Origin of the sequence: Williamsia sterculiae (genome assembly GCF_900156495.1) — a bacterium.
In the GTDB taxonomy this organism is placed as follows: Bacteria; Actinomycetota; Actinomycetes; order Mycobacteriales; family Mycobacteriaceae; genus Williamsia_B; species Williamsia_B sterculiae.
The window spans coordinates 1-21,593 of record NZ_FTNT01000003.1 but is presented as its reverse complement, the minus strand read 5'-3'; the positions used below and the strand labels follow the sequence as shown (position 1 = coordinate 21,593).

Sequence of the window (21,593 nt, the reverse complement as noted above, 5' to 3'; positions counted from 1 at the left end):
ATGGTTCCTCTCAGCGCCCTGCAGGAGGGCATGCTCGTGTCCGGCGGCGTGGGTCGCCACCGGGAACCCGTCGGCGGACTGCGAGGGAAGGTCCGGCACCCGGTTGTCGGGGCCCGGCGGTGATGAGGTCGCCCGGAGAAATCGACTCCGCTGCCATGTCTACGGCCTTCGATCGAAGCGGTCGGAGATGCGTGTTCACACACAGCACTCCGGCCGCCACTACCGAGGACCGCACAGGCGTCGCGCGTCGAGATCTCCGCGTTCACGCTCGCAGTACCTGGCACGAGGTTCGCTCGAAGGATAGCACCGAGCGCCCCTGACCCCGGTCAGGTCCCACACCGTCGACACCCGTCGAGCAGCGGGCACCGACACACCTCGCCCCCGATGTCGGGTGACATCGGGGGCGAGACGAGAATCGATGGCGGCCGGCGAACGGCCGGCTGCGAATCAGCGACGCAGGAGGTCAGCGGCGCAGGCCCAGGCGCTCGATCAGCGAACGGTAGCGCTGCACGTCCACCTTGGCGACGTACTTGAGCAACCGACGGCGACGTCCGACCAACAGCAACAGCCCGCGACGGCTGTGGTGATCGTGCTTGTGCTCCTTGAGGTGCTCGGTGAGGTCGGTGATGCGCTTCGTCAGCAACGCGACCTGAGCTTCCGGTGAGCCGGTGTCGCTCTCGTGCAGACCGTATTCGGTCAGGATGGTCTTCTTCTGCTCGGCGGTCAACGCCATGGTGGTACTCCCAATTTCTCAGTGCCGCGTTCTCACACGTGGCCCACAGGCCGGGGATATGGCCGCCGCGGACCGCAGCACATACCGCCAGGAGACGTTACCAGCGCGGCCGTCCGCAATCGAAATCGGCGGCGCGAGGTCAGTCGGAACGATGGGCGGCGAGCAGACTGCGGGATCGCTCCACGTCGTCGCGCATCTGCTCGAGCAGGGCGTCGAGGGTGTCGTACTTGACCATGCTGCGGATCCGCGCGACGAAGTCCACCGCGACATGTTGGCCGTACAGGTCGGCGTCGGCGTCCAGAACGAACGCCTCCACGGTGCGGGTGCGCCCGGAGAAGGTCGGGTTCGATCCCACCGACACCGCGGCCTGATAGCTCTCCCCCGGCACCACCTGACCCATCATCGGGCCCTGACCGAGAACGGTGAAGAACGCCGCGTAGACACCGTCGGCGGGAATGGCCGAGTACATGGGCGGTGCGACGTTGGCGGTGGGGAAACCCAGTTCTCGACCGCGGCCGTCACCGCGGACCACCACACCCTCCACCCGATGCGGCCTACCCAGCGCCTCCGCGGCGGCCTCGACATCCCCTGCGGCGACGCACGATCGGATGTAGGTCGACGAGAACGTCACAGCGTGCACGCTGAGCAACGACACCGCCTGCACCTCGAACCCGAACGCCGACCCCAGGTCGCGCAGGGTGTCGACGTTACCTGCGGCCTTCTTGCCGAAGGTGAAGTTGCTGCCGACCACCACATCGGCGGCGTGTAGTCGCTCCACCAGGATCTGGTGCACGAAATCCTTCGGTGCCTGCGCGGCCATCGTGGCCGTGAACGGCATCACCAGGAAGACGTCGATACCGAGTTCCTCGGCGAGTTCGGCGCGTCGGGCCAGGGTGGACAACTGCGGCGGATGGGTGCCCGGCCGGACCACCTCCGCCGGATGCGGGTCGAAAGTCATCAACACCGTCGGCACACCGCGCTCGCGGGCGGCTTCGGTGGCGGTACGGATCAATTGTGCGTGTCCGCGGTGTACCCCGTCGAAGACACCGATGGTGACCACGCACCGACCCCAGTCGGCCGGCACATCGTCCACGCCTCGCCATCGCAGCACGACCACAGCCTACGGTGGGCCGCCACCGGCAACCAGTGGGGTGCGGACACGGTTCGTCATCTGTTCACGGCTCCTGTCCGATCACCCGGCCGCGCTGTGGGCCACCCCGGTCCGGGTGCCGCGGGCCGATCCGGAACGCCCCGGCCGACCGACACCGTGCACCACCGCGCACAGGTGGACCTAAGCTCGGAGCATGATCGACACCGAGACCCAGAACGACGGTGAGCACGGTGGTACCGAACTCCGGGGCACCGAACTCGACGCCGCGGTGACCGAGTTGTCGGCGGTCACCCAGGACTATCTGAAGGTCATCTGGACCGCGCAGGAATGGGCCCCGGCGAAGATCACCACCAAGCTGCTGGCCGAGAAGCTCGGGGTGTCGCCGTCGACGGTGTCCGAGGCCGTCCGCAAACTCGCCGACCAGGGCCTCATCAGTCACGAGCGCTACGGCGCGGTGACGCTGACCGAGGCCGGGCGCCAGGCCGCGGTGCTGATGGTGCGTCGCCACCGGCTGATCGAGACGTTCCTGGTCCGCGAGCTCGGTTACGGGTGGGACGAGGTGCACGACGAGGCCGAGGTGCTCGAACACGCGGTGTCGCACCGGCTGATGAACCGTATCGACAGCAAACTCGGGCATCCGGTGCGCGACCCGCACGGCGATCCGATTCCGACCATCGAGGGGTCGGTGCCCACCCCCGAGGCCACCCTGCTCTCCGACCTCGCGGCCGGTCAGTCGGGCAGGGTCGCCCGCATCGCCGACCACGACCCCGACATGTTGCGGTACTTCGACTCAGTGGGGATCGCACTGGACACCGTGGTGACGGTCAGCGAGAAACGCCCCTTCGCAGGCACCATCGCCATCTCGCTCGACGGCACCACCGCGGTCGACCTCGGCGACATCGCCGCGCAGGCCATCTGGCTGACCGTCGACTGACCGCGGTCAGCGCAGCGTCGCCGGCCGCACCACCATCACCGACGCGGCCCGCTTCCCCGACTCTTCGACCAGGGCGATCGCCCTGCCGTCGGGGTCGATGACCGTGTACGTACCCGCGATACCCACCGGATCCAGCCATCGCCCCTGACTGATGGACTCGGCTTCGTCGGCCGTGATGTCGCGGTGCGGAAAGGCCAGTTTCGCGGCCTCGTCGATGTCGAGACCGAGGGCCGGTTCGGCGGCGAGCCGGTCGATGGTCCGGGCATGGGCGAGGGTGAACGGACCGACCGCGGTCCGGCGCAGCGCGGTGAGATGACCGCCCACCCGTAGCGTCGCGCCGAGGTCGCGGGCCAACGAACGGACATAGGTGCCCGACGAGCACTCGATCACCACGTCGACGTCGACGTGTGCGTCCGTACGACGGATCTGTCCGACGTCGAAGCGGCTGACCGTCACCGGCCGGGCGGCGAGTTCGAACTCGTGGCCGCCGCGGGCCAGACTGTGCGCCCGCCGGCCGTCCACCTTGATGGCGCTGACCCGGGCGGGCACCTGCTCGATATCCCCGACGAAGGCGGGGATCGCCACGGTGATCTCGTCGTCGGTGACGCCGGAGGCGTCGGCGGTGGTCAGGATCTCGCCGTCGGCGTCGTCGCTGTCGGTGCTCGCGCCGAGACGGATGGTCGCGGCGTAGGCCTTGCTGGTCAGCGACAACAGGCCGAGGAGTTTGGTGGCGCGGTCGATACCGATGACCAGCACCCCGGTGGCCATCGGGTCCAGCGTGCCCGCGTGACCCACACGACGCGTGTCGAAGATCTTGCGGCAGCGGGCCACCACGTCGTGGCTGGTGACGCCGCGTGCCTTGTCGACGACGACGAGGCCTGCGTGATCGAGATGCGAGCGGTGGGCACGGGAGGACACAGGAGGATTGTGCCAGCCGGCGGGGATGTCGACTCCGAGGCGTCGGTCGGGTGGTCCCGAGGTGTGGTTCGCCCGTCAGCGCAGACAGATGGCGGTGAGGATGTACCCGTCGGCGACCAACCACTGCCCGTCGAAGGCGGTCAACGGTGCTCCCCCGTCGTCGGTGCGCCCGTCGACGAGCAGTTCCGAGTGGAACGTGCCATACGCGTTCCCGACTTGTTCGAACGTGATGTGCGCGTCCTCGAATCCCAGCCAGCGGTGCGTCAGCGGGTTCCAGGTCTTGTACGTTGCCTCCTTGGCGCAGAACAGGATCCGGTCCCAGTGCAGGTCGGGGTCGCGCGCGGCGAGGACGTGGCGTTCGGCGGGCAGGCTGACGTGGTCGAGGACACCCTCGGGCAGGGCGTCGTGGGGTTCGGCGTCGATGCCCAGCGAACGGACCTGCAACGACCACGCCGTGACCGCGGCTCGGTACCCGTCGGTGTGGGTGAGGCTGCCCACCGCCCGCGCGGGCCACAACGGTTCGCCGTTCTCGCCGCGCATGATGGGCTGTGGCTCCATCCCGAGCTTGCCCAACGCGATCCGGGCACAGTGGCGGGTGGTGACGAACTCGCGGCGCCGTTTGTCGACCGCGCGCGCCACGATCGGCGACTCGGCGGCGAGGGCGGACGCGTCGGGCGGATCGCCGAAGCTCTCGGCCGAGGCGACCTCGGCGGGGACGACGCGCTCGATCACGATGATTCCTCTCCGGTCGACCCACCGGCCCGACTCGCCGCGCGTTCGGCGCGTCGGCGCGCGACGCGGTCCCGGAATTCCTGCGCTCTCTCCGCGTAGTCGGGGGGCAGGTCGAAACGGACACCGTGCTCGGGTAGATGATCCGGACGCAGACCGGGATCGGGCACGATGGCCCGCAGGAGCGGATCGGGTTTGCCGCGGCGCCGCCATTCACGTGGGTACCCCAGCGACACCTCCTCGAACCGGACATCGTCGTACCACGTGGTCCGCGGGATGTGCAGGTGTCCGTACACCGAGCAGACGGTGTTGAAGCGTCGGTGCCAGTCCGCGGTGAGTTCGGAACCGCACCAGAGGGCGAACTCCGGGTACATCAACGCATCGGTGGGTTCCCGACGCAACGGCCAGTGGTTCACCAGCACCTTCGGCTCGTCGGGATCGAGCGCCTCGAGTCGCGCCAGGGTGGTCTGGATGCGGTTGCGCCCCCACGCGTCGAGGGTCGGGTACGGCTCCGGCGAGATGAGGAACTCGTCGGTGGCGACCACGTTGTTCTCCCTGGCCAGCGCCAGGGCCTCCAACTTGGTGCTGGTACCGGCCGGTCGGAACGTGTAGTCGTACAGCAGGAACATCGGCACCACCCGCACCGGACGGTCACCGTTGCCAGGGTCGAACACCGGGTAGATGTCCTCCGGGGTGACCACGTGCAGGTCGCGGCACATCTGCACCAGGTAGTCGTACCGGGCCACACCGTGGATCTGCATCGGATCCTTGGCCGTGGTGTACAGCTCGTGGTTGCCCGGGGTCCAGACCACGGTCCGGAATCGCGCCTTGAGCCGACGCAGCGTCTCGGCGATGTCGTCGGTGCGTTCGGAGACGTCGCCGGCGACGATCAGCCAGTCGTCGTCATCGCTGGGACGGATGTCGTCGAGCACCGATTCGTTGCCGCGATGGCTGACGTGCAGATCGCTGACCGCCCAGAGTGTCGCCACTCCCACCCCTTCTCCTGTGGTCGCCTCTGCTCGACCATACCGATGGCCGGACAGTGGTTCACCGCGGCGTCGACCGCTCGCGGCGCAGGTCCACCGACACCGGGATCCGCTCGAGGATGCCGTACCAGGCGAACACGTTGCGGCCCGAGCGGAACGATCCGTCCTGTCGCGCGATCGAACGCTGGTAGGCCGGGTCCCAGATCATGATCGCGAGATCGTCGTGCTCACCGCGTCGAACCTCCATCACCCGCCAACCGAGACGGAATCGTCCACCGGTACGAGCGGCGGCGCGGAACACACCCGTCAGCACACCGAGCAGATTGGCCGCGCGATACCACCCGGTCATCGAATCGTGCAGCACCAGAACGCCGTCGGGCGGCGCGACGATGGCCAGCAGGTCGTCGTCGATGACCAGACCGCAGACGGCCGCCTCCCCGAGGATCCAGCGCAGGACGGTGTCGGACAGTCCGCAGTCGGCGTAACCACCACCGACGTCACTGTGCACGCCGTCGAACCAGACCTGCTTGACGTCGGGAGTCTCGGGTGCCGCGGTGCCGGGTGGCGTGGGCGGCGCGGTCCACACCGCAGGCGCGAACGCCCGCCGACGCTCGTGGATCGCCAGCGCGTGACGGGCGGTGACCACACTGGTGCACAGATCCACGTTGTGGAACCGGTACCGCCGGTTGGTGAGTCCCGGAACGCCCAGGGTTCCGACCGTGTCCATCACCCCGAGGAAGCGGATGATGACGTCGCGGGAGTCGTGGCAGTGGGCACGGAAGGCTGCCCGGGCAGCCTCCAGTTCGGTCGGATCGGGTGCGGTGCCGCTGCCGGCGAAGTGTGCGGGACGCGACACCATCGGCAACCGCCCGCGATAGAGCTCGATGGCCTGGGGCAACAGGTTTCGGGCGACGCCGGTGGGGGTGAGCAGTCCGAGTCGGTCGATCATGCCGATCAGGCTCCGCGCCGTGTAGGCACCGCGACTGAACCCGAACACGTAGACGTGGTCACCGACCTCGTAGTTGAGGGCCAGGAATCGGTAGCAGGACACGATCGCCTCGTCCAACCCGAGGCCGAATGCGCCACCGGCGAGTCGCTCGAACCGCGTGGCCCCGGTGCCGACACCAGCGTTGTAGTACACGATCTGATCGACACCATCGTGTCGGCGTGTGTCGACGACCCGGGCGATCTTCTCGATGTTGGACGCGTTGACGTCATCGGACTTCTTCCACGTGCCGTCACAACAGATGACGATGTTCTTCATGGCCGTCACCCTTCTCCCGATGTCCCGGATGCACCTGAGTAGTGGACTACCCGATTCGGTCGGAGGCCTGACCCCCGACTGTGTCGGATGTCTGACCCCCGAGCACGTCGGCCAATCCCGCCCGGTCGGACACGTCGAGTTTGGTGCAGGCGCGGTAGATGTGGCCCTCGACGGTGCGCACGGAGACGGTCAACCGGTCGGCGATGGCGCGGTTGCTGAACCCGGCCGCGACCAGCGTGCCGATCTCCCGTTCACGCATCGTCAGCGGTAGCGGTTGCGCCGCTGCCCGCAGCGCGGGAGTGGTGGCACCCGAACACCGCGCCGCCAGCCGGGTGGCGTTGGCCGCCGACGTCGAGGTCGCGCCGCGCCTGTCGTGCCGGTCGTGTGCGGTGGCCGCCTGTGCCGCCGCGTCGGCCGCGGACAACAGCGCACCGATCCGCTCGTAATCCGCGGCCACGGCGTCGAGTTCGGTACCGTCACCATCCGCCAGCGCCCGCGCGTGCCGGTGGTGCGCGGTCACCAGGTCGCCGTCGAGTTCGTCGGCGAGGACGCCGAGACGATCGGCGACGTCGGTGTCCCCGAATCGCGCAGCGGTGTGCAGGGCCTCGGCCTCCATCGCGCGCTGACCCGAGTCCCGCGCGAGATCGGCTGTTCGCCGGGCGATGTCGACGGCGTCACCGACCACACCCTGCGCCGCGGCCGCCCACGACCGGGCCAGCTGGAGCTGCGGGGCGAAGACCGCGACATACCGACCCATCAGCCGGATGGCGTCGGCCAACGTGCGGTCTGCGTCGTCGGCGCGACCGGTCGCCGCGTAGGCCTGCACCAGCAACACCCGCGCCGGATACCCCCAGGCGGCCGCAACCTGGGTGTCCAGGACGGCCAGGATCTGGCGGAGCCGGCCGATGGCGGTGTCGAATCGTCCCTCCGCGATGTCGACGGTGGCGATCAACAGCGCCGCCATCGCCCAGGCGTGCAGTTGTCCGGCAGAAGAGAACTCGGTGAACCGACCCGCCGCCTGCCGCGCCTGCGCCAACCGACCGGTCAGGGTGAACGCCAGCACCTCGCCCAGACCGGCTGGATAGCGGAGGAATCCGTCCGTCCGCCCCACGACGGTCCGGCCGCGTGCGGCGATGGCGTCGACACTCAACCCGCGACCGCTCAGCGCGAGGGCCAGACCCCCGCCGAAGCAGGCCCATTCGGTTGCCCACGGGGTCGCCGCCGGATCGTCGAGGGTGGCGGTCGCGAGCCTCTCGGCGCGGGAGAGGTCGTCGGCGAACACCGCACACGCCGACTCGACCGCGCGGATGATCCCCTGCAGCACCGGTTCGGTGACGCGACCGGAGACCATGGTGAGGATCTGTTCGGCCCGGTCGGCGTCCCCCATCGCCCACCACAGGTTGCAGATCCGGGTGAGCCCCCAACGACACAGCTCCAGGTCGTCGAGGGTGTCGGGGTCGTAGGCGGACAGCGTCTGTTCGGACTCGTGCGGATGCCCCTGCCACAGGTGCGCGCGCGCCAGCAGGTCAGCCGCGGGCAGCCCTGCCCCGGCTGCCAAGGCCGCCTCGGCGAACCGCTGTCCCAACTGCGCGTCGGCCATGGTGATGGCGTCGTTGGCCGCGGACTGCAACAGCGCCTTGTCCACGGTCTCGTCACTGTCGAGGGCGAGTTCGGCGAGTCGGATGCGGTCGGCGGGCGCTGCGGATCGCCGGGTGCGCAGCACGGCCACCAATTGCCCGCGCAGCCTCCGGGAGGCGGTGAATCCCAGTCGGCGACGGACCACGTCACCGTAGAGCGGGTGCGTGTAGCGGACCTGCAGACCGCGTCCCTCCCGTTCGATGCGGATCAGTCCCCGCATCTCGGCGTCGTCCACCGCGTCCTCGTCCACCAGAGTGGTCAGCACATCCAGATCGATCGGTTCACACAGGGTGAGCAGTTTGAGGATCGTCGACACGGCACCGCCGAGGTTGTCGATGCGACTCTCCAACAACGACGCCAGCTCGGAGGTCACCGCGGTGCGACCCCGCAGTTGCCAGACCCCGCGCACCTGTCGCAGGGTGTCGGCCTCCAACGCCCCCTCGACGAGGTGGTGCAAGAACAGCGCGTTGCCCCCGGACGCCCGCCACATCAGGTCGGCGCTGAGCCCCTCCAACGGTCCCCCGAGCACGGCCTCGATGTAGCTGATGCTCTGTTCCTGGGTGAACGGCGTGAGATCGATGCGGTCGAGGTGGCCGTCCTTCCAGAGTGAGGTGACCGCGTCCGGCACCGCCTCACCGTCGCGGACGGTGGCGATGATGTGCGCGGACCGGTCGATGGCGAGTTGGTGCAGCAGGGTCGCCGAGAGTTCGTCGAGCAGGTGGGCGTCGTCGACACCCACGATCACCGATTGCCCGGCCGCCAACAGCGATTGACGCGCCGCCGACAGAAAGGTGACCGGGTCGCTGGAGGTGGACGCGTCCACCAGATGCGCGAAGACCCCCAACGGGATGGTGCGCGCCGACTCGGTGCCTGCCACCCACCGGACCGCGTGGTCGAGGGTCGAGGTCACCTGGCGGGCCAGGGTCGTCTTGCCCACGCCGGCATCCCCGGTCAGCACCACTCCGCACACGCCGGTGGCGGAGATGAGGGACGACCGGATGGTCTGGAATTCGCGTTCTCGCTCGACCACCGGCCAACGGCGATTCATGAGCCCGAATGGTATCGCGAATCCGGTCCGAAATGCCTGCTATGCAGCAGATATGTGATGGGACGCGGTTATCGAAGAATCACTGATCGCCGACCGTACCCGATGAATTCGTCGGTGACGAGTCGACGGCTATCGGGACCTCGGTCCAGCCGTCACCACGTATCCGGAAGACGAGGGTGAGCAGGCGCAGCACCATGAACGTCAACAGTCCGGTCCAGATCCCCGCCAGCCCCCACCCGTAGGCGTAGGACAACCAGATCAACGGCAGGAACCCGAGCAGTGCCGCACCGAGGGTCGCGGTGCGGAGGAACGCGGCGTCACCCCCACCGAGCAGTACCCCGTCGAGGGCGAACACCACCCCCGCGACCGGCAACATCGCCGCGAAGAACCACATCGGCACCCCTGCCTGCGCGAGCACCGCACCGTCGGTGGTGAACAGACGAGGGATACCGGCGTGCCCGACGACGAAGATCAGCATCAGCACCGACGCCACGGTGACCGACCCTATGGTCACCGTGCGTGCCACCCGACGTGCCGTTCTCGCCGATCCGGCACCGATAGCGGCCCCCACCAGTGATTGCGCGGCGATGGCCAAGGAGTCCAGCACCAATGACACGAAGTTCCAGAGCTGCAGTACGAGTTGGTGGGCGGCCACCGAGGCCACCCCGAATCGGCTGGCCACCGCCGCGGCGGACAGGAAGCAGGCCTGGAACGACAGGCTGCGGAGCACGAGGTCGCGGGCCATGGTCAGTTGCGCGAGGATGACGGCGGGCCGGGGTCGCAGACCGCGGGAGTTCTCCCGCAGCACCCGCACCGCGAACGCCGCCCCGCTGACGCTCTGGCCCACCAGGTTGGCGACGGCGCTGCCCGGCAACTCGAGCCGCGGCGCACCGAGCAGACCGTGTACCAGCACGGGACACAACACGGCCGAGATCGTGAGTCCCACCGTCACGTAGACGATCGGTGCGCGGGTGTCCTGGATGCCGCGGAGCCATCCGTTACCGGCCATCGACAGCAGGATGAGCGGGACGCCGCAGACCGCGATCCGCAGCCACGAGGTCGCGGCCGCAGCGGTCTGGTGATCACCGGCCAGCGCACCGAGAATCGTCGGCGCTGCGACCTCGACGACGGCCACGACGGCTCCGCCGACCAGGATCGCGATCCAGCTGGCCTGGAGTCCCTCGGCCACCGCACCAGCCCGGTCACCCGCACCGAAACGGCGTGCCGAGCGGGCGGTGGTGCCGTACGACAGAAAGGTCAGCTGAGTGCTGACGACGCCGAGAACCAGGGTGCCCACACCGAGCCCGGCCAGCGGGAGCGCACCGAGCCGTCCGACGACACCCAGGTCGAGCAGGAGATAGAGCGGCTCGGCGACGAGGACCGCGAGTGCGGACACCGACAACACGGTCACCCGACGGATACTCACCGGGCCGCCCGCGACCTCCGGGGGATCGGACGACGCGGTGGTCACACCAGCTGCACGAGATCGGCGAGTATGTCGTCGGCGCTGCCGGTGTCGCTGTAACCGGCGGCGTGCGGATGTCCCCCGCCACCGAGGCGTCGGGCCAACGGGACGAGGTCGATCGACGTGGACCGCAACGACACCGACCACACCTGCGGTGCGGTCTCCTTGAAGACGGCGGCCACCTCGGCCTGGTCGACGGTGCGGATCAGGTCGATGATGCTCTCCGCCTCCTCCCAGCTCAGACCGGCGGCCTGTTCGAGGGTGACATGCGCGTAGACGAGGCCCTCACCGCCGAATGCGTCGGGCAGCACCGTGGCGGAGCCGAGTGCGGCCGACACCATGGACAACCATCCCGACGAGTGCGTGTCGAGAAGTCGACGGGACCAGAGCTGGCCGTCCACGCCGAGGTCGAGGAGTCGGGCCGCGATCAGGTGGGATCGCGGGCGGCACCAGCGGAACGACCCGGTGTCGGTGACCAGTCCGGCGTACAGGCAGGTCGCGACATCGGCGTCGACGTCGACGTCGGCCACGTCGAGGATCTCCAGGATCAACTCGGCTGTACAGTCCGCGTCGGGCTCGACCACTGCGACGGTACCGAAGCCCGGGTTCGAGGCGTGGTGGTCGACGACCAGTCGATGCTCCGCCCGCTCGAACACCGCGGCGAGTTCGTCGAGACGTCCGGGTGACGCGCAATCGACGGCCACCGCGACCGGGTGTCCGTGCAGCTGAGCCGGTTCGACCAGGAACTTGCTCCCGGGCAGATCGGCGAGGGCTGCGGGCAACGGGTCGCCGCCGGGGTAGGACACCTCGACGTCGACGCCGCGACGGTCCAGGGCGATGGCCAGGGCCAACCCGCTGCCGATGGTGTCGGCGTCGGGCCGGATGTGACAGAGGATCGTCACCGCCGTCGCCTGTGACAGCACGTCGGCGAGGCCGCTGACACCGCCGCCGGTCGCGACGCCGGGGGTCATCTAGACGTCGCCTTCGTCGACCGCGCGAGCCTCCCTGTACGGGTCGGCGTCGCCCGCGGGCGAGGCGTTCTGGGCCTGTCGGGCCAGCAGTTCGTCGTTGGCGCGGGTCCGGGCCATCAGCTCCTCGAGGTGCCGGGCGGAGTCGCCGACGGTGTCGAGCCGGAACTGCAGCGTCGGGGTGAAGCGCACCCCGGTGCCCGCCCCGACCTTGGATCGCAGGATGCCGGTGGCCTTCTCCAACCCGGCCGCGGCCGACTCGTGATCGGGTTCTTCGTCGAGGGTGGCGCCCATCACGGTGTAGAACACGGTCGCGTCGTGCAGGTCGTTGGTGACCCGGGTGTCGGTGATGGTGACATACCGCAGGCGTGGGTCCTTGATCTCATGGGCGATCGCCGATGCGACGATCTCGGCGATGCGCTTGGCGAGCCGTTGTGCGCGTGCCTGATCCGGCATGACTCCCCGTCCTCTCAGCGGGCGACGACGGACGCCCGCGGTAAGGGGACGAACCCCCGACCGGCGGTGCCGGCCGGGGGTTCGTCCGAGCTCGTCGTGACCGATCAACGGGTGACCGTCTCGCGAGCCTTCTCTCTCAGTTCTTCAGGTGACGTCGAGTGTCACTCACGCGCCTTCTCGCGCAACTCGTAACTCTCGATGACGTCATCGACCTTGATGTCCGGTCGATACGCCATCGTCACTCACGCGCCTTCTCGCGCAGCTCGTAACTCTCGATGACGTCATCGACCTTGATGTCACTGTAGGTGAGCGTGAGACCGCATTCGTAGCCGTCGCGGACCTCGGTGACATCATCCTTCTCGCGTCGCAGCGACGCGATGGTGACGTTCTCGGCGACCACCGTGTTGTCACGCAGCAACCGCGCCTTGGCGTTGCGCCGCATGATGCCGGAGGTGACGAGGCAACCGGCGATGTTGCCGACCTTGGACGACCGGAAGATCGCGCGGATGTCCGCCCGCCCCAACTCGACCTCCTCGTAGATCGGCTTGAGCAGACCCTTGAGGGCGCTCTCGATCTCGTCGATGGCCTGGTAGATCACCGAGTAGTAGCGGATGTCGACGCCCTCGCGGTTGGCCAGCTCGGTGGCCTTGCCCTCCGCACGGACGTTGAACCCGATGATGATCGCGTCCGACGCCGCCGCCAGGTTGACGTTGGTCTCGGTGACACCGCCGACACCACGGTCGATGACGCGCAACTGCACCTCGTCGCCCATGTCGATGCCGATGAGGGCCTCTTCGAGGGCCTCGACGGTACCGGAGTTGTCTCCCTTGAGGATCAGGTTCAGCTGGCTGGTCTCACGCAACGCCGAGTCCAGGTCCTCCAGACTGATCCGCTTGCGGCTCCGTGCGGCCAGCGCGTTGCGCTTGCGCGCATTGCGCCGGTCGGCGATCTGCCGGGCGATCCTGTCCTCCTCGACCACGAGCAAGTTGTCGCCGGCGCCGGGTACCGAGGTGAAACCGACCACCTGCACCGGACGCGACGGCAGTGCCACCTCGACGTCGTCACCGTGCTCGTCGACCATCCGTCGGACGCGACCGTAGGCGTCGCCCGCGACGATGGAGTCGCCGACCCGCAGGGTTCCACGCTGCACGAGCACGGTGGCCACCGGACCCCGGCCACGGTCGAGGTGGGCCTCGATCGCGACGCCCTGGGCGTCCATGTCCGGGTTGGCCCGCAGGTCCAACGACGCGTCGGCGGTCAACAGCACCGCCTCGAGCAGGTTGTCGATGTTGGTGCCCTCGCGTGCGGAGATGTCGACGAACATGGTGTCGCCGCCGTACTCCTCGGGGATCAGCCCGTACTCGGTCAACTGGCCGCGGATCTTCTGCGGGTCCGCGCCCTCCTTGTCGATCTTGTTCACCGCGACGACGATCGGGACGTCGGCGGCCTGGGCGTGGTTCACCGCCTCCACCGTCTGCGGCATCACTCCGTCGTCGGCCGCGACCACCAGGATGGCGATGTCGGTGGCCTTCGCGCCACGGGCACGCATGGCGGTGAACGCCTCGTGACCCGGGGTGTCGATGAAGGTGATCAGGCGGTGGTCGCCGTTGAGGTCGGTATCGACCTGGTAGGCACCGATGTGCTGGGTGATGCCACCGGCCTCACCCTCGCGGACGTTCTCCTTGCGGATGGTGTCCAGGAGTCGGGTCTTACCGTGGTCGACGTGACCCATCACGGTCACCACCGGAGGACGCTGCTCGAGGTCCTCCTCGCCGCCGATGTCCTCGCCGTAGCTGAGGTCGAAGCTGTCGAGCAGCTCGCGATCCTCGTCCTCGGGGCTGACCACCTGGACGGTGTAGTTCATCTCACCGCCGAGCAGCTCCAGCGTCTCGTCGTTCACCGACTCGGTGGCCGTGACCATCTCGCCGAGGTTGAACAACGCCTGGACCAGAGCGGCCGGGTTGGCGTCGATCTTGTCGGCGAAGTCGGACAGCGAGGCACCGCGGGCGAGACGGATGGTCTCACCGTTGCCGCGGGGCAGCCGAACACCACCGACGGCGGGCGCCTGCATGTTCTCGTACTCGGCGCGCTTCGCCCGCTTCGACTTCCGGCCCCTGCGCGGGGCACCGCCGGGACGACCGAACGCGCCCGCGGCACCGCCGCGACCACGACCGCCACCACCGGGGCGTCCGCGAAAACCTCCGGGAGGACCACCCGGTGCGCCACCGGGGGCACCGCCGCCACCGCGGTAGTTACCGCCGCCACCGCCACCGGGTCCTCCCCGACCACCGGCGCCGGCGCCGGGACGACCCCGGCCCGGGGCTCCACCCGGTCCGGGACGAGCCGCACGCGACGGCATCGCACCCGGGTTGGGACGCGGGGGCATGCTGCCCGGGCTCGGACGCGGACCACCCTGACCCGCGGGACCGGGACGACCACCGCCGGGACGCGGGCCACCCTGACCGGGTGCCGGACGGGGACCACCCTGACCCGGAGCGGGCCGCTGCGCGGGCCGTGGAGCCGGCGTGGGTGCCGAGGAGTAGGGGTTGTTGCCGACCCGCGGGGCACGCGGTCCGGGCTTGGGGCCGCCGGGACCCGGGGCCGGACGATTCTGTTGCGGCCGATCCTGCTGAGGTGCCGCGGGAGCGGCACCGTTGCCGGAGGCGGCCGGGGTCGACTGTCGCGGAGCACCCGGGCGAGGGCCCTGGTTGGTCGGCGCCGGGGTCGCGGCCCGGGCGGCCGGAGCCTGCGGCGCCGGGTCCTGGGCGGCCGGAGTCTGCGCCGCCGGCGCGGGCTGCTCCGCCGGCGTGGGCGACGGCGCCGCCGGCTTGGGGGCGGCGGGTTTGGGGCCGGGCTTGGCCGACGTGCCCGCGGGCTTGCGCGCCGCGGCGGCCGGGGCCGACGCCTTACCGTTGGTATCGGATTTCTGCGGGTAGGACTCACGCAGACGACGGGCCACCGGGGCCTCTACCGTCGACGAGGCTGATTTGACGAATTCGCCCTGTTCGCTCAGCCGAGCGAGTACTTCCTTGCTGGTGACGCCGAGTTCTTTGGCCAACTCGTGCACACGGGCCTTGCCTGCCACTGCTCTCCTCACTGGGGTGAGGTCGAGCGGGCTGGCCGCCACGACCTCGGTTATCTCGAGTACGTGCTCATCGTGGGTACTTCACGGTGTGCTCATGTTCGCTGCTACCTGTCCTTGAAGATGCCGTCGCGATCTCTCGCTCCAGTTCTGCGGTGTCGACGGCCAGTCCACCGACACGCAGCGCCGGGGCGAAGGCTTTACGTCGCACCGCGGTACGCAGACACTGCGCGTCCGGATGCAACCAGGCGCCTCGGCCCGGCTTGGTCCGACGATGATCGACGACCACCCGGGGGTGTCCGTCCGACTCTGCCACCAACCGCAGCAACCTCACCGCGGAATCCCGCCGTCGACACCCGATACAGGTGCGCGTGGGTGTGGACATCGTCATCATTCCCAGAACCATCGGCCAGTCTACCGTCTATGTCGCCGCGAACGTAGTCAGGCCTGTCACGGCCGTCGCAGGATCGGTGATCAGGCCGCCGATCACCCTGCGTCGTCCGCGACGTCGGACTCGTCGGCATCGGACCGGATGTCGATCCGCCACCCGGTCAGCCGGGCCGCGAGACGGGCGTTCTGCCCCTCCTTGCCGATGGCCAACGACAGCTGGTACTCGGGGACGACCACCCGCGCGGACTTGGTCTCGGAGACGACCTTCGACGGCGACAACGCGTTGCCGACGAAGACGGCCGGGTCCTCGTCGTAGTCGATGATGTCGATCTTCTCGCCGGTGAGCTCGCTCATCACGTTGCGCACCCGCTGGCCCATCGGGCCGATGCAGGCGCCCTTGGCGTTGAGTCCCGGCACCGTGGTGTGCACGGCGATCTTGGAACGATGCCCGGCCTCTCTGGCCACCGCGACCATGTCCACCGAACCGTCCTCGATCTCCGGGACCTCCAGGGAGAACAGTTTGCGCACCAGGTTGGGGTGGGTGCGCGACAGGGTGATCTGCGGGCCGCGGGTACCGCGGGTGACGCCGACGACGTAGCACTTGATGCGGTCGCCGTGCTTGTAGCTCTCGCCGGGAACCTGTTCGGCGGGAGGCAGGATGCCCTCGGTACCACCGGCGTCACCCCCGATGCGCACCACCACCATTCCGCGCGCGTTGGCGCGGGCGTCCTGTTGCACCACCCCGCCGACGATCTCACCCTCGTGGGTGACGTACTCCCCGAAGGTCTTCTCGTTCTCCGCGTCCCGCAGCCGTTGCAGGATGACCTGCCGGGCGGTGGTTGCGGCGATCCGGCCGAAACCCTCGGGGGTGTCGTCCCATTCCGAGATGACGTCGCCGTACTCGTCGACCTGCTGGGCCATCACCCGCACCAGACCGGTCTTGCGGTTCACGTCGATGCGTGCGTGCGGCTCGTTGCCGTCGGTGTGCCGGTAGGCGGTCAGCAACGCCGTCTCGATCGCGGTGATCACCGTGTCGATCGAGATCCCCTTGTCCGCCTCGATCATCCGGAGTGCGGCAATGTCGATATTCACTTGTTCCCCTTCTCTACGCTCTGCACCACCGGCCCGTCGGAGATCCCCGAGTCCGCGACCCCTGACTTCGAGACCTCGGACCGGGTGGTGTCGGACGCGGCCGATGCCCGAGACACCCTACCGGTTTGCGTCCGGGCGGCGATCTGCTCGTCGTCGAGGCCGCAGAGTCGGAGTTCGGCGGGCGCCGGATCGCCGAACTCGACCTCCACCCGGGCCGAGGCGACATCGGTGAGCAACAGTTCCCGCACCTTCGGTCCACGTTGGGTGCGCTCGACGACCTGCACACCGGACGCGTCGTCGTGCAGCGCACCCACCCGGGCGGTGAGCGCACCGCCGGCGGTCAGGGTGATGACCACCTTGCGACCGCGGGCCCGCCGCCAGTGTCGCGGCGCGGTCAGCGGCCTGCCCACGCCGGCGGTGGTCACCTCGAGGGTGAACGCGGCCAACCCGGCCACCTCGGGTCCGGGTGCGTCGTCGATCCGGGTGGACAGCTCGCGACTGAGGTCGGCGAGCGCGTCGAGGGATCCGCCCTCGTCACTGTCGACGATCACGGTGATCACCCGGTGCGCCGGAGGCCCGGTGACGGTCAGGTCCTCCAGGTCGAACCCGTGCGCGGCCACCGTCGGCTCGAGCAACGAGGTGACCTCCTCGACCAGTGCTGACATCTCCGGCCCCTTCCGTATTGAGTTGTCGGATCGGCGTTGTCGTCGTGGTGACAGCCGTTCGACCAGCGTAGTACGCGCGTCACCGACCACCCGACCACACCGGAGACCGACGGACACCGGGCCGACGATCGCGCGTGGGTGTGCGGGCGGTGGCCTCGCGACTGGCACTATGACTGACTGTGTCCACACGTCAGCCCCCTGCCGGGCTCGCCCCCGCCCCGTCGTTCGCCCGGCTCAGCCGGCGTGACCTGATGCGTTGTGGTGCGGTCACCGCCGTGGGGATCGCGGGTGCCGGCATCGTGTCCGCCTGTTCCGACGGCGGGATCTCCGCCGAGCAGCGGACCGCGGAGTCGTTGCAACCACTGGCGATCGCCGCCGCGACCGACGCCGCCGACGCACGTGCCCTGATCGCCACCCAACCCGACCGCGCGGCCGCGTTACGGGTGATCGCCGACGAACGGCAGACCCACGCGACGGTGCTCGAACAGGAGATCGCGCGACTGCACCCCGCCGCCTATCAGGCGTCACCGTCGTCGAGCGCCCCGCCGTCGGCACCGGGTGTCGCACCCGCGGCACCGACGCTGGCCGATCTGCGCTCCCGGTTGACCGCCACCGCACGGACGACGGGCGACCTCGCGGTCACCCAGAACGGGTACCGAGCAGGGATGCTGGGGTCGATCAGCGCGTCGGTCGCGACGCTGGTGAAGGTGCAGTTGGCATGAACGACACCGCCTCCAAGGCACTCATCGCGGCACTGGCAGCGGAGAACGCGGCCGTGTTCGGTTACGGGGTCGTCGCCGCACGGGCCGCGGAGAACCGACGCTCGGCGGTGAACACGGCGATCACCGAACACCGCGCGGCACGCGACCGGGTGGCCGCGGCCCTCACCGCGGGGGGCACCCAGGCACCGCCCGCCGCACTGGGCTACAACCCGCCGTTCCCGGTCGCCGATGCCGAGTCGGCCATCCGACTCGCCCTGGTCCTCGAGGAGGACTGCGCGACCGGATATCGCGCGCTGCTGGAGCAGGCGGATGCCGACGCGCTGCGGCGACTGGGACTCGACCGGCTCACCGACGTCGCCACCCGCGCGGCGACGTGGCGACTGGCCCTGAAGATCTCACCGTCCACCGTCGCGTTGCCGGGGGCCGGATCCCAGCGCTGACCGGTCTCAACCCCGCGCGGCGCGCAGGGTCCCGATCACCGCGTCCGGCGCCACCTCGGTGATCTCACCGGTGAAACGGTCGCGGACCTCGACCACGCCGTTGGCGAAACCGCGGCCGACCACCACCACGGTCGGCATGCCGAGCAGTTCGGCGTCCTTGAACTTCACCCCCGGCGATGCCGTGCGGTCGTCGATGAGCACCTCGAAGCCCGCGACGTCCAGATCGGCGGCGAGTTCCTCCGCACCGGTGCGGGCCGCGTCGTCCTTGTTGGCGATCACCACGTGGACGTCGAACGGCGCGACCTCGGCAGGCCACCGCAGGCCCTTGTCGTCGTGCTGCTGTTCGGCGATCACGGCGACCAACCGGGACACTCCGATCCCGTAGGACCCCTGGATCAACCGGTTGGGTTTGCCGTTCTCGCCGAGGACGTCGACGGCGAAGGCGTCGGTGTACTTGTACCCGAGCTGGAAGATGTGGCCGATCTCGATACCCTTGGCCGACACCAACGTGCCCTGCCCGTCCGGCGACAGGTCGCCGTCGCGGACCTCGGCTGCCTCGATGGTGCCGTCGGGGGTGAAGTCGCGCCCGGCAACCAGGCCGACGACGTGTTTGCCCTGTTCGTCGGCGCCGGTGATCCAGGTGGTCCCATCCACCACCCGCGGGTCGACGAGATACCGCACGCCCGCGGCCTGCAGTCCCGGCGGACCGATGTACCCACGGACCAGGAAGGGATTCGCGGCGAAGTCCGCGTCATCGAGCAGCACCACCTCGGCGGGTTCCAGTGACGCCTCGAGACGTTTCATGTCGACCTCGCGATCACCCGGGACGCCGACGCCGAGCAGTTCCCAGTCGCCACCGGGCACGCGGGTCTTGAGAAGCACGTTCTTGAGGGTGTCGGCGGCGGTCACCGGGTCGTCGAGGGTGGCATTGGCCCAGTCGACGAGAGTGGCGATGGTCGGGGTGGACCCGGTCTCGTGGACCTGCGCGGCAGGCAGCCCGTCGACGGGCAACGCCTCGGGGGCGGGCGTCACCACCGCCTCGACATTGGCCGCGTATCCCGATTCCGGGCAGCGGACGTAGGTGTCCTCGCCGATGTCGCTCTCGGCCAGGAATTCTTCGGACGCGCTGCCGCCCATCGCCCCGGACGTGGCGGCGACGATGACGTAGCGGACCAGCAACCGGGCGAAGATGCGCTGATAGGCCTCCCGGTGCGCGTGATAGGCCGATTTCAGTCCGTCCTCGTCGAGGTCGAACGAGTAGGAGTCCTTCATGACGAACTCACGGCCGCGCAGGATGCCCGCGCGCGGGCGTTCCTCGTCGCGGTACTTCGTCTGGATCTGGTACAGGATGACCGGCAGATCCTTGTAGGACGAGTACTCCCCCTTCACCAGCTGCGCGAAGAGCTCCTCGTGGGTGGGGCCGAGGAGCATGTCCGCACCCTTCCGGTCCTGCAACCGGAACAACGCGTCGCCGTACTCGTTCCAGCGGCCGGTCACCTCGTAGGGGTCGCGCGGCAAGAGCGCGGGCAGCGAGATCTCCTGCGCCCCGATGGCGTTCATCTCGTCGCGCACCACGTCCTCGACCCGCTTGAGCACGCGCAGCCCGAGCGGCAGCCAGCTGTAGACACCCGGGGCCACGCGCCGGACGTATCCGGCGCGGACCAGCAGTTTGTGGCTGGGGACCTCGGCGTCGGCCGGGTCGTCGCGCAGGGTGCGCAGGAAGAGGTGCGACATGCGGGTGATCACGATCGACCAGCCTAGACGGCTGCCGTCGATCTCCCGCCGCTCGGTCACCCCGCAGCGGACCGCGTGATCCCGGTCCGGCCGTAGGCCGTTAACGTGGTCACCCGTGCGTACGAGGCGTCCGTGTTGATCCTGTTGCCCCCGTCGGAGACCAAGACCGACGGCGGAACCGGGGCCCCGCTGGATCTGACCGTACTGTCCTGGCCGGAGCTCACCGACGTGCGTACCGACATCGCGCACGCGGCGGCGCGGTTGTCCGCCGATCCGAGCACCGCGGCGTCGGTGCTGGGGACCACCAAGAACGCCGAGATCGAACGCAACACCCGGTTGTGGACGTCGCCGACGGCGCCCGCCATCGAGCGGTACACGGGGGTGCTCTACGACGCGTTCGACCATCGGTCGATGACGCGGGCACAACGGGCCAAGACCCGGGATCGGGTGGCCATCGGGTCGGCGTTGTTCGGCGCGGTCCGGGCCGGCGACCCGATCCCGACGTACCGGCTGTCCGGCGGCACCCGGCTACCCGGACGCCCGACGCTGGCCGCGACCTGGAAACCGGTGCTGGGCCCGGCACTGGCCCACGCCGACGACCTCGTCGTCGACCTGCGGTCGGGGGTCTATCAGCAGCTCGGTCCGGTGCCGGGGGCGATCACCGCGACGGTGGTCACCGAGAAGTCGGACGGGTCGCGTGGGGTGGTCAGCCACTTCAACAAACACCACAAGGGGGTGGCGGCGCGGTCCCTGGTGGTCACCCGACGCAACCCGCGTGACATCGCCGCGGTGGCCGCGGTCATCGCCGACGGTGGTCAGCGGGTGGAGATCGCCGGCGAGCGGGAACTCGTCGTCGTCACCGACTGAGCCGACGCGACCGGTTCCGGGCACCGGGATCAGTGCGTCAGTTCATCGGGGTCGAGGTCGGAGTTGGCCCGCTCCTGCGCGGCCTGCCCTTCGGCCACGTCGTCGGGGGTGAACCGCATGAACAGCACCACCACCCCGGCGACCACCGCGATCCCCGCACAGCAGACGAACGCCAGCCCGTAACCGTTGGCCAGGGCGTCGAGTTGGTCGGCGTTCATCGTCTCGACCGGGCCGGTGGTACCACCCAGCGACAGCGTCCGGGAGGTGACCACGGCACCGACCATCACCAACCCGATCGCGCCACCGAGGTCCTGAGCCACCTGGGCCAACGCGGTGAGCGGTCCGATCTCG

Annotated in this window: 19 protein-coding genes and 1 pseudogene; 4 read left to right on the top strand and 16 right to left on the bottom strand. The window is 69.3% G+C overall.

The window, feature by feature from the left end:
- Window positions 1-463: 463 nt before the first annotated feature.
- The gene (rpsO, locus tag BW971_RS05720; RefSeq protein ID WP_076477540.1) at window positions 464-733 is read right to left on the bottom strand and encodes a 30S ribosomal protein S15; all 270 of its coding nucleotides are present in this window, start codon (window positions 731-733) and stop codon (window positions 464-466) included.
- Between the two features lie 139 nt (window positions 734-872).
- Window positions 873-1,844, bottom strand: a complete 972-nt coding sequence (locus tag BW971_RS05715) for a bifunctional riboflavin kinase/FAD synthetase (RefSeq protein ID WP_076478149.1) — start codon at window positions 1,842-1,844, stop codon at window positions 873-875.
- Between the two features lie 193 nt (window positions 1,845-2,037).
- Here BW971_RS05715 and BW971_RS05710 point away from each other — a divergent pair, with 193 nt between their 5' ends.
- Entirely contained in the window at window positions 2,038-2,778 is a 741-nt protein-coding gene (locus BW971_RS05710) for a metal-dependent transcriptional regulator (RefSeq protein WP_083709327.1), read from the top strand.
- A 6-nt stretch (window positions 2,779-2,784) separates the two neighbouring features.
- Here BW971_RS05710 and truB read toward each other — a convergent pair whose 3' ends face one another.
- From truB to rimP, 12 genes are all read right to left on the bottom strand, one after another.
- Window positions 2,785-3,696, bottom strand: coding sequence for a tRNA pseudouridine(55) synthase TruB (gene truB, locus BW971_RS05705; protein ID WP_076477538.1), 912 nt, complete (start codon window positions 3,694-3,696; stop codon window positions 2,785-2,787).
- A 75-nt stretch (window positions 3,697-3,771) separates the two neighbouring features.
- Window positions 3,772-4,428: a 4'-phosphopantetheinyl transferase family protein gene (locus BW971_RS05700; RefSeq protein WP_076477536.1), complete on the bottom strand. Its 657-nt coding sequence runs from the start codon at window positions 4,426-4,428 to the stop codon at window positions 3,772-3,774.
- Window positions 4,425-5,414, bottom strand: coding sequence for a metallophosphoesterase family protein (locus BW971_RS05695; RefSeq protein WP_076477534.1), 990 nt, complete (start codon window positions 5,412-5,414; stop codon window positions 4,425-4,427). Before BW971_RS05695 ends, BW971_RS05700 begins: the two co-directional genes overlap by 4 nt.
- A 58-nt stretch (window positions 5,415-5,472) precedes the next feature.
- A complete protein-coding gene (locus BW971_RS05690) occupies window positions 5,473-6,675 on the bottom strand; it encodes a DUF2235 domain-containing protein (protein ID WP_076477532.1) in 1,203 nt (400 codons plus the stop codon).
- A gap of 46 nt (window positions 6,676-6,721) precedes the next feature.
- A complete protein-coding gene (locus tag BW971_RS05685; RefSeq protein WP_076477530.1) occupies window positions 6,722-9,361 on the bottom strand; it encodes a LuxR C-terminal-related transcriptional regulator in 2,640 nt (879 codons plus the stop codon).
- A gap of 79 nt (window positions 9,362-9,440) precedes the next feature.
- Window positions 9,441-10,832 carry an MATE family efflux transporter gene (locus tag BW971_RS05680; protein WP_076477528.1) on the bottom strand — a complete coding sequence of 464 codons (1,392 nt, stop codon included), beginning with the start codon at window positions 10,830-10,832 and terminating at the stop codon, window positions 9,441-9,443.
- Complete coding sequence (locus BW971_RS05675) at window positions 10,829-11,797, bottom strand: DHH family phosphoesterase (protein WP_076477527.1); 969 nt, start codon at window positions 11,795-11,797, stop codon at window positions 10,829-10,831. Before BW971_RS05675 ends, BW971_RS05680 begins: the two co-directional genes overlap by 4 nt.
- Entirely contained in the window at window positions 11,798-12,250 is a 453-nt protein-coding gene (gene rbfA / locus BW971_RS05670) for a 30S ribosome-binding factor RbfA (RefSeq protein WP_076477526.1), read from the bottom strand.
- A gap of 238 nt (window positions 12,251-12,488) precedes the next feature.
- On the bottom strand, window positions 12,489-15,335 hold the full coding sequence (gene infB, locus BW971_RS05665; RefSeq protein WP_076477524.1) for a translation initiation factor IF-2: 2,847 nt from the start codon (window positions 15,333-15,335) through the stop codon (window positions 12,489-12,491).
- Window positions 15,336-15,402: 67 nt separating this feature from the next.
- The gene (locus BW971_RS05660; RefSeq protein ID WP_076478145.1) at window positions 15,403-15,717 is read right to left on the bottom strand and encodes a YlxR family protein; all 315 of its coding nucleotides are present in this window, start codon (window positions 15,715-15,717) and stop codon (window positions 15,403-15,405) included.
- A gap of 101 nt (window positions 15,718-15,818) precedes the next feature.
- Window positions 15,819-16,814, bottom strand: a complete 996-nt coding sequence (gene nusA, locus BW971_RS05655) for a transcription termination factor NusA (RefSeq protein WP_076477522.1) — start codon at window positions 16,812-16,814, stop codon at window positions 15,819-15,821.
- On the bottom strand, window positions 16,811-17,479 hold the full coding sequence (rimP, locus tag BW971_RS05650) for a ribosome maturation factor RimP (RefSeq protein ID WP_076477520.1): 669 nt from the start codon (window positions 17,477-17,479) through the stop codon (window positions 16,811-16,813). The genes nusA and rimP overlap by 4 nt, the downstream gene beginning before the upstream one ends.
- 179 nt (window positions 17,480-17,658) lie before the next feature.
- On the opposite strand from rimP, the gene BW971_RS05645 reads away from it, so the two are divergent.
- Together BW971_RS05645 and BW971_RS05640 are read left to right on the top strand one after the other, a co-directional pair.
- Window positions 17,659-18,201 (top strand): hypothetical protein, encoded by a 543-nt coding sequence (locus BW971_RS05645; protein WP_076477518.1) that lies wholly within the window; start codon window positions 17,659-17,661, stop codon window positions 18,199-18,201.
- Window positions 18,198-18,641 (top strand): ferritin-like domain-containing protein, encoded by a 444-nt coding sequence (locus tag BW971_RS05640; protein WP_076477516.1) that lies wholly within the window; start codon window positions 18,198-18,200, stop codon window positions 18,639-18,641. The genes BW971_RS05645 and BW971_RS05640 overlap by 4 nt, the downstream gene beginning before the upstream one ends.
- Before the next feature lie 6 nt (window positions 18,642-18,647).
- Here BW971_RS05640 and BW971_RS05635 read toward each other — a convergent pair whose 3' ends face one another.
- Window positions 18,648-20,375: a proline--tRNA ligase gene (locus BW971_RS05635; protein WP_076478143.1), complete on the bottom strand. Its 1,728-nt coding sequence runs from the start codon at window positions 20,373-20,375 to the stop codon at window positions 18,648-18,650.
- Between the two features lie 132 nt (window positions 20,376-20,507).
- On the opposite strand from BW971_RS05635, the gene yaaA reads away from it, so the two are divergent.
- The gene (gene yaaA / locus BW971_RS05630) at window positions 20,508-21,242 is read left to right on the top strand and encodes a peroxide stress protein YaaA (RefSeq protein WP_076478141.1); all 735 of its coding nucleotides are present in this window, start codon (window positions 20,508-20,510) and stop codon (window positions 21,240-21,242) included.
- A 29-nt stretch (window positions 21,243-21,271) separates the two neighbouring features.
- Here yaaA and BW971_RS05625 read toward each other — a convergent pair.
- Window positions 21,272-21,593: pseudogene (locus tag BW971_RS05625) on the bottom strand (MFS transporter); the annotation flags it as partial.